This window comes from Methylocystis sp. H62 (assembly GCF_015709515.1).
Taxonomy (GTDB): domain Bacteria; phylum Pseudomonadota; class Alphaproteobacteria; order Rhizobiales; family Beijerinckiaceae; genus Methylocystis.
The window spans coordinates 1-8,642 of record NZ_JADNQZ010000018.1 but is presented as its reverse complement, the minus strand read 5'-3'; the positions used below and the strand labels follow the sequence as shown (position 1 = coordinate 8,642).

6 protein-coding genes and 2 pseudogenes are annotated in these 8,642 nt (G+C 56.3%); all 8 read left to right on the top strand.

The window, feature by feature from the left end; translation table 11 throughout:
* On the top strand, nucleotides 1–154 hold a 154-nt coding region (locus tag IYY11_RS23155), incomplete at its 5' end, for a hypothetical protein (protein ID WP_210331175.1).
* A gap of 28 nt (nucleotides 155–182) precedes the next feature.
* Nucleotides 183–1,211 carry a GDP-mannose 4,6-dehydratase gene (gene gmd / locus IYY11_RS00420; protein WP_196402315.1) on the top strand — a complete coding sequence of 343 codons (1,029 nt, stop codon included), beginning with the start codon at nucleotides 183–185 and terminating at the stop codon, nucleotides 1,209–1,211.
* A gap of 20 nt (nucleotides 1,212–1,231) precedes the next feature.
* Entirely contained in the window at nucleotides 1,232–2,206 is a 975-nt protein-coding gene (locus tag IYY11_RS00415; protein ID WP_196402314.1) for an NAD-dependent epimerase/dehydratase family protein, read from the top strand.
* A gap of 87 nt (nucleotides 2,207–2,293) precedes the next feature.
* Nucleotides 2,294–2,682, top strand: a pseudogene (locus tag IYY11_RS00410) (IS5 family transposase); the annotation flags it as partial.
* A gap of 170 nt (nucleotides 2,683–2,852) precedes the next feature.
* Entirely contained in the window at nucleotides 2,853–4,256 is a 1,404-nt protein-coding gene (locus IYY11_RS00405) for a bifunctional 2-polyprenyl-6-hydroxyphenol methylase/3-demethylubiquinol 3-O-methyltransferase UbiG (RefSeq protein WP_196402313.1), read from the top strand.
* Nucleotides 4,257–6,388: 2,132 nt separating this feature from the next.
* Nucleotides 6,389–7,429 (top strand): hypothetical protein, encoded by a 1,041-nt coding sequence (locus IYY11_RS00400; protein ID WP_196402312.1) that lies wholly within the window; start codon nucleotides 6,389–6,391, stop codon nucleotides 7,427–7,429.
* A gap of 210 nt (nucleotides 7,430–7,639) precedes the next feature.
* Nucleotides 7,640–8,071, top strand: a complete 432-nt coding sequence (locus tag IYY11_RS00395) for a hypothetical protein (protein ID WP_196402311.1) — start codon at nucleotides 7,640–7,642, stop codon at nucleotides 8,069–8,071.
* A gap of 88 nt (nucleotides 8,072–8,159) precedes the next feature.
* Nucleotides 8,160–8,642: pseudogene (locus IYY11_RS00390) on the top strand (IS630 transposase-related protein); the annotation flags it as partial.

The window sequence follows — 8,642 nt, the reverse complement described above, 5'->3', positions numbered from 1 at the left end:
CCTGCCGATCGGCAGCAAGCACCGCCTGACCAATCCCGGCAAGATTGATCTGGAGCTGATCGAAGTGCAGACGGGCTCCTATCTGGGCGAGGACGACATCGTCCGCTTCGAAGACGCCTATAATCGGATCACCACTCGGTTGCTTGCGAATTAAATTGACCTCTTTAAACGGAGTCTCTCCGATGAAACGCGCTATAGTGACCGGGGTTACAGGACAGGACGGCGCCTATCTTTCCCAGTTTCTCCTCGACAAGGGCTATGAAGTGCATGGGGTGGTGCGGCGCTCATCGCACCGCGGCGTCGAAGACCATCGCCTGCGCTGGCTCGGCATCAGCGGCAAGCTGACTTTGCACGACGCCGATCTTGCAGATCTTTCAAGCCTGCTGCGCACCGTGCAGGACATCCAGCCGGATGAGATCTATAATCTCGCGGCGCAGTCCTATGTCGCGTCTTCCTGGCGCCAGCCCCTCCTCACCGCAAACGTCACCGGCGTCGGCGTGACCAACGTGCTCGAGGCGATGCGGCTCGGCGCGCCCAAAGCGCGCTTCTATCAGGCGTCGTCCTCAGAAATGTACGGGCTCATTCAGGAGCCGATGCAGAGCGAGAAGACGCCCTTCTACCCGCGCAGCCCCTATGCGGTGGCGAAGCTCTACGGCCATTGGATCACGGTGAACTATCGCGAGAGCTTCGGCCTTCACGCGTCCTCGGGCATTCTCTTCAATCATGAAAGCCCGCTGCGCGGCGTCGAATTCGTCACCCGCAAGGTCACGACCGGCGTCGCCGCGATCAAGCTCGGCCGCGCGACGGAGTTGCGGCTCGGGAATATCGACGCCAAGCGCGACTGGGGCCACGCCAAGGATTACGTGCGCGCCATGTGGTTGATGCTGCAGCAGGAGAAGCCTGACGATTACGTCGTGGCGACCGGCGTCACCACCACGGTGCGCGACATGTGCCACATCGCATTCGAGCACGCCGGCCTCGACATGAAGAAATTCGTCATCATCGACCCGGCGTTCTACCGTCCGGCGGAGGTGGACGTTTTGCTTGGCGACTCCAGCAAGGCGCGCAAGGTTCTTGGCTGGACGCCGGAGATCGATCTTCGCGAAATGATCTGCGAGATGGTCGACGCCGATCTCGAGCGGCTGCGGCGCGACACGCTCGTGCGCCATGCGTCAGCGTACGAGACACAAGTCTATGAATTGTCGGCCTAGCCCGAAAAAGAGCGCCCGCGATGGCCGCCTTCGAGCGCATCTTGGTGACGGGCGGCGCCGGATTTGTCGGCGGCCACCTCTGCGCCGCTTTGGCCGCGGCCTATCCGCAGGCGACGCGGTCGCTGCTGCTGCGTCCCGGCGAACATGGCGGCCATAAGGCTTTCGCCGCTGCCATCGCAGATCTTGTCGATGAAGCCGCGATCGACGCGCTGATTGCGCGCTTGCGTCCCGACCTCGTCGTGCATCTCGCGGGTCAGTCGTCGATCGCGCAGGCGCTGCACGCCGCTGAAATGACTTGGCGGGTGAATTTTCATGGTTCTTTCGCGCTTGGGGCTGCGGTCGCCCGGCACTGCCCAACCGCCGCGTTTCTTTTCGCCTCGACGGCGGCTGTCTACGGCGCAAGCTTTCGCGACGGGATCTTGAACGAGGACGCCCCGTTGCGGCCGGTGGACGTCTATAGCCGCTCGAAGGTCGCCGCCGAGAGCGCGCTTTCCGATCTCCTGGCGCCCAAGGGGCGGCTCATCGTGGCGCGGCCGGTCAATCATTCAGGACCCGGCCAGCGCAATCGCAACTTCGCTCTCTCCTCCTTCGCCGCGCAGATCGCGGCCATCGAGGCGGGGCGCGCCGAGCCCCGCCTCAGGGTCGGAGATCTCTCCAAGGCGCGCGATTTTCTCGACGTGCGCGACGTCGTCGATGCCTATATGCGGCTGATCGAAAAAGCCGCCGACTTTTCTAATACCACAGTGTTCAACGTGGCGTCGGGCGAACCGCGCAGGATTTCCTCTCTGCTTGATTTGCTGGTCGCCCGCGCGCGGGTGACCATCGACATCGAGGCCGATCCGCAGCTGCGGCGTCCCTCCTCAGTCGACATTCCTTGCATGACCTGCGATAGCTCTCGATTGCGGGCTGCAACGGGGTGGCGTCCACGTCGCTCGTGTGAGGACATGCTGGAGGCGCTACTCAACGATTGGCGTACAGTCATCTCGACTGACTAAATCCCATTGACTAAAGGCAAACAAGAGCCTCTCGTGCCACGCAGCGCAATCGACCAGAAGTAGATTCCTAACTCTAGGCTGGTTACGATCGGCCGCTCACGCGGCGGACGCACCGCGAAAATCCACGCCGACCCCGAGTGTCGTCCGATTGCGTTCTTGCTAACGGGCAGACATATCGCCGACTGCACGGCGGGCGCGCTCTTGCTGAGGCAATTACCTGCATCTTCGATCCTGCACGCAGACAAAGGATACGATAGCGATGGGATCCGTCGTCAGGTCGAGGATAAAGGCGCGATGCCGAACATCCCGCAAAAAAGAACCGCAAATGGAAGAACTGCTTCTCGCCTTTCCTCTATCGCAACCGCAACGTCATCGAGGGGATGTTTGGGCGGCTGAAAGACTTCCGACGTATTGCAACGAAATATGATCGACTGGCGGCAAACCTCCTCCCGTCTGCCTTGCCGCGACCGTCATGATCACGCCACGAAAATCCAGCAAAGCTCGAGAAGACCCGTCACCCGATCGAAGATGGACGGCTTCAGCATGGCTACTCTTGCTTCCACCGCCATGCTAAGTTTTGGCTTCAGCAAGGCCCATGCTTCCAATCCCATGCTAAGTCAGCGGTTTCTCTGATGGAGTCTAGGGAATGAATATTGGCGTCGTCAATGTCCTTACAAATTTCATGGTCGAAGGCTGGGCCATAGAGCCCGATCAGGTAACGCCAGCGCCTGTTGCCATTGAAGTCGACGGTAAACAGACTGCAGTTGTACAACCTAGCGTCTTCCGTCAGGATTTGGTCGATGCGCACATTGGGGACGGCCAAGCTGGCTTCCGGTTTTACTTTCCGCAGATCGCGTCGCGAGACAAATCGGCTGTCGTCGTTGTCAGACGCGTTTCGACTGGCGACCAGCTTTCCGGGCCCACAGTCGTTGAGCGCTTGGCACCAATGTATTCGAAACCAATCTCTCGGATTATGGCCCAGGCCTATTCGGCGAGCACGATTGCGGCAGCAGTCTCCACGCCGGGCGTCCTCGATGTGACAGCCGCCGTCGTCATTCCTACCAATTCAGAATTGAGCATCAAGCCCCTTTCAGCGTCTGTTAAGCGTATATCCGATGTCTCGATTGGGGGGAACGCGCTGACGTTGGCGTTTAAGGAGGCGGGGCTTTCCGACAATATATGCGTGCCGTGTGGCGTGACATTCAAGGCCCATTTCGATCCGACGACGACCGAGCGATTCTTCGCGTTCGAGTTGGTTGAGCAGAACTCTTATCTCGCGGCGACGACGGGATTGGGCCTCGGCCCCGCTGCCCGCTTCGCGGCGTCCCCGAATTTGGACTGGATGACCTTCGCAAAAGAGGAGAACTCTAGCCGGACCTGCGGTCCAGGCGCTCTGAGCGGTAACTTGGCGAATACTGGGCTGTCGACCGCCTACCAGCTTCTCTCAATCGCCACCGAATATCGAAACGGTACCATTGACACGATTCTCGACTGGGGAGTTGGCTATGGTCGCGTCGCGATTCCGTTCAAGCGGGTTGTCGCACCTCACGCGCGCGTCCTTGGCATAGATGTGGACAAATTCAATGTAGACTGGTGCCGAGAGCATTTGAGGGACATCGAGATTTCGCAATGCGCATTCTTCCCGCCGACCGAAATTGCATCCGACAGCGTCGACTTAGTCTATGCGATTTCGGTTATGAATCATCTGACCGAACAGAACCAAATCAAGTGGCTGATCGAGTTGCGGCGCATTTTGAAGCCGGGAGGTATCGCTATACTATCGGCCGTGACCGAGCATGCGCTGACGACACACAAATACCTTGACCCAGTTACGTTACGTGACTTGTATACACGCGGCATTGCGGACGCGCAGTTGGACTATAACCTTGGCCCGCATTTGGCGATCAAAGACTATTATCGAGCGACCTATCAACTGAACAAGCATATCGCGTCCGTCTGGGGAGAGTTCTTCGAAATCGTCGAGGTCTATCCCGGTGCCGTTACCGGGCTTCAGGACGCCGTTGTCATGCGGCGTAACGGAGATACTTGACGTTTGTTTTTTTCGCTCCTGCTCAGTCAGGTTGTTCGATCAGTTGAATTGTCCACCTTGCAGTGCGCCGCAGGCTCATTTGCACCCTTGTCGTTATCGTCTCGCCGGTATAGGGCCTGTGCTTATAAAGCGCCAGGGTGGTGGCGCAGCGTTGGCTCGTGCATGAGTAATGGCTGGCTTGCACATAAGATTGGCCCCCAATTCAGACTCGACCGCGGCCCCGGGGGCGTCGACGACGTCGAAACCTTTGGATCACTCGTAGGGTTGACCAGGGCGGCTCATGGCTCCGAATCCGGACTGAATTCAACCAGTGTGGGAAGTCAATGGTTTGGGTAAACAAGCGGTTAAGTCTGATACTCGCTCTTTGCGCGATCGGGGGCGAGACGCAAGCTTACGTTTCGAAGCAAATCACTAAGAGCAGAATAATCACCCCATATGCGTTCGGCGCAAACGTCGGCGCAACGTGGCAAAGCCTCGGGATGATAAGCTCGACGGAAGCGCGGACAACAACCTCCGCTAGCGCTATTACTTCGACCAGCCGCGACCCCGAATGGGGTACCAATTACGGCGTTTACACGAAAGCGCTCGTCAACGTGAACAATCTGCCGACATCCTCCATGCTCGGAGGAGGCGCAGGCGGCACGCCGCAGGCTCTAGCAGGCGCGATAGACATACCCTCAACTGACACAGGGTCGTTTGTGGAAGCAGCCATAGCTGGCCATGCGCGAACGAGTGCACCTGCTCCAAATGGCTCGGCCGTTGGATTATTCGGTGGGGCGATGGTCAATGCGGCAAATACTTGGGCATGGGGCCTTAACACCATCTGCACAAACACAGCTAAAGAGATCTCCGGCACAAAGACTGGTTTTAACAATGTGTCCTGTTATGCTGCCGAGCTGGATGTCAACTTCCGCAAGCTGCCGGATGGGTCAAATCCTGTCGGTCAGGGTATCGGGCTTCAAATCTCTGGCGGCGCCGAGGTTGTGCCAACGCGAGGAGCATATGGGATTGTTCTGACGCCGTTTGGTTCTCCGGCGGCTGGGGGGGCCTACTTACCGTGGACAGTTGGCATACAGATCAATGGCCAACCGAGCGGTTACGCTTTGCTTATCGGAACCAATTCTTACATCAACACCGCGAACTCCCCTAGCCAGCTTATCGGGTTTCAAGGCTCGGACGGGACAGCTACAATTAGAACAGGCGTAGTTGGCGCGGACCCTGCTGGAAACATGTTCGTTCAACCGTCTTCGACCGGACAAGTTATATATCTTCGTGACGGCAGCGGTAACAATACCTTTTCGACCAGCCCGTTTGGAACAACAACATATGTCCCCGCTGTATTCAACAGCACAATAACGCTTAAGACTTTCACGATAGCTACGCTTCCTCATTGCTCTTCCTCGCTTCTTGGCTCTATCGCTATCGTTTCCAATGGCGCGTCATATGGAGCTGGCGTTTATGGCGACGCCCTAACTGCAACGGGTGCAGTGACACGGCAAGTTCTGTGCACAAATACTTCTGGCCCGACTGCTTACGCATGGGCATACAACTAGATGCCGTAACGGCGGGCTCGTAAACCTAGCCAGATTGGCGGCTCTTCCTTAGAATGATGGTGTTCAAACGGAGTCCGAGCGATCGGGCTCCGAGCATCAGGTGAAAGAAGATCCGGTAGCTCGTCGGCTGACCACGGCTGCAGGTGTCTAACCGATCACGGCCTGGCTTGGCCTCCGATGTTGGACTCGCATGCCGCGGATGCTGGTCAAAGTCGCTGCTGCGAACAAAACGATCGCGTAATCTGGAACGCTCATAGCGAAGGGTAGGATTTCTCAGGCTCCAGCGGAGGCGTACGCTGCGAGGTCGTCGAGGACGTAGGGTGGTCGAACGGAAAATATAACGCATCAGTCGGTGAGACTGGGTCAGTCAGCCAGATCATAACAAGGTGCTCCAAGCACACGCTTTTGATTTGGAGATGATCCGCGAACTTCCAAATGGGCGTGCGGCGTCTGTGCGGCCGCATTCGAGCCCGGAAGATGTCAACACCCAACGAGGTGCCGAGGGTTCCGAAAAAATGCCCAATAATCGCCCACTTAGTGCACGATAGTCTCTATTGCCTCGAACTGAGTGAAACGACAATGAACGTCCAAAGCTCCTCGACAATTGAGTTCACTGATGAAGAACCAAAATCCGCGCTCAGCGAGGTTCTTGAGGCGCTTCGCCACCCTGATGGACCAGGAGCGGGAATCAAAGCACTTGGCTTCCTGTGGGAAAAGAACAGCGCGGCCCGATATCGGCGCTTCTATTACGAACAGATTTTGCAGCGTACAGCCGACTCCGCAATTTCTGCGAGGGCTCCGGTCTCAAATCCGGGCGCTGCAATTGCGGAAATGCTTTGTTCTGATGAGTTCATAAACGGATCAGTCGGAACCCTAGCTAATGAATATCGCCACTTGAAAAGAATGATATATGTTCATATTCCCAAAAGCGGCGGAACCACCGTAATGAACGCATTTATCGATGATCCCCGGCACGCTATTGTCTACATGCCGCGCGCTATATTTGAGGGACATAACGCGCGACGAATGGACATTCTCGCCGAAGAAGCGAAAGCGTTGCACGACCCGAGAGTGAGAAACATTGTTTTTTTTGGTCATCCGACCGTTAGAGACATCATGCTTTACAAATTGAAGCGGGGAACCGACACCATATTTTCTACAATTCGTGACCCCATAGACTCCGCAATCTCCGCTTTGAACTACTCTATTACGTTAATTAACGAATACTCTGACCGTGCGGATTCTTTGGATTTGAGAAAACAGTTGGGGTTGACTGGCGATCGCAAACTTGAAACACGCGACGAACTGGCAAACTTCGCCGAAGTTTTCTTTGATAAAATTCTAATGGGCAATATCGCTTGCGCGACGCTGGGTAGAGAGCCGACTGCAAACTCGGCGATCGAGTGGATACAGATTTTGGGCATAGAAATATTTCCCATTTCCGCGCTGGGGGCACTACTCAACCGATTTGGCGTCCCAACAGAGCGCATTGATAATAAATCAACCGAATATGTGAAGTTTGAGCAATTGCCGTTAGCCTCGCAGGTAAAACTTTACAACATCTTTAGCGAAGATCTAAAGCTTTTTTATTTTCTCGAGAGGAAGCAGTGGCGTTTATGATATGCTCTTTTCGGTTGCGCCATCGACCCCGAAAATGCCTGTAGAATTCCATAGGGCTGTTCAAACAAGCGGCACCGTCTTCCGCAAACATCGTGCTCCACTCAAACCAGTAGTGACAGGCAGAAGGCGGTTAGTTTATAGCTTGAGTGTGTAGATAAACTTAAGTCAGTCGTCAGACCTAATGCGAAGCGATAAAACCGCGAGGCCATAATGGAAAAATTGGATCGCCACCAGAATGATGAAGGCGGCATTTTCCAATACGGAAAGGGCTTATCTGGCAATAAAACGCTTGTTCGCGGGTGGGGCGAACCTGAGAAGGGATTCGTTTGGAGTGAGGGAAAAGCTGCAGCGCTTTCGCTGCCGTCAAGAGCAAGGGCGAAGTTAATCTCTGCGACAGTTTGGGGTTATGCATCCGAAGGCACGCCAGTTCAAGACGTTCTTGTCTTTATGAATGGAACATTCAAAGGGTTTTTTGAAATAAGCGATAAAACCACTATCGATATAGCGTTAGGCTCGGCAGAAACTTCAAATCCGATTGATCTGCTTTTTTACTTGCCCAATGCCATCTCTCCAAGAAAGGCGGAGGGGCTTCCTGATGATCGGCGCATTGCTATTGCTTTGGTCTCTCTGCGAATGAGCTAGAGCGGGTTCGTTGTTTTCCGATTCTGTTGGGGATTCCCGAATCGGCGAGAGCATGATTCTTTCATCGCGATAGCGATGGAGGCGACGGATGGCGAGGGCCTACAGCCAGGATTTGCGTGATCGCGTGATTGACGCCGCGTTGGCGGGAGTGCCGGCTCGCCATGCGGCAGCAAGGTTTGGGGTCGGCGACGCCACGGCGATTGTCTGGGTGCGGCGGGCGCGAGAGACCGGGGAGCGCACGGCGCGCAAGCAGGGACAGCCTCGACGCTCGAAGCTCGATCCCCTATTTGCTGGGATTGATCGAGGCGACGCCGGACTTGACGATCAGCGAACTCCTGGAGCGGCTGCTTGCCGAGCGCGGCGTGAAGGCCAGTCGCGCGACATTGTGGACGTTTCTCGACCGTTGCGGTCTGACGTTCAAAAAAAGACCGCCCATGCGAGCGAACAGGACCGCCCGGACGTAAAGGCGCGGCGCGAAGCCTGGTTCGAGAGCCAGCTCGATCTCGATCCGGAAAGGCTCGTCTTCATCGATGAGACCTGGACCACGACCAACATGGCGCGCAAATGCGGG

Excerpts from the sequence above, each read along its gene's own strand:
- gmd (WP_196402315.1), top strand. The coding sequence starts at position 183 with ATGAAACGCGCTATAGTGACCGGGGTTACAGGACAGGACGGCGCCTAT.
- IYY11_RS00415 (WP_196402314.1), top strand. The coding sequence starts at position 1,232 with ATGGCCGCCTTCGAGCGCATCTTGGTGACGGGCGGCGCCGGATTTGTC.
- IYY11_RS00405 (WP_196402313.1), top strand. The coding sequence starts at position 2,853 with ATGAATATTGGCGTCGTCAATGTCCTTACAAATTTCATGGTCGAAGGC.
- IYY11_RS00400 (WP_196402312.1), top strand. The coding sequence starts at position 6,389 with ATGAACGTCCAAAGCTCCTCGACAATTGAGTTCACTGATGAAGAACCA.
- IYY11_RS00395 (WP_196402311.1), top strand. The coding sequence starts at position 7,640 with ATGGAAAAATTGGATCGCCACCAGAATGATGAAGGCGGCATTTTCCAA.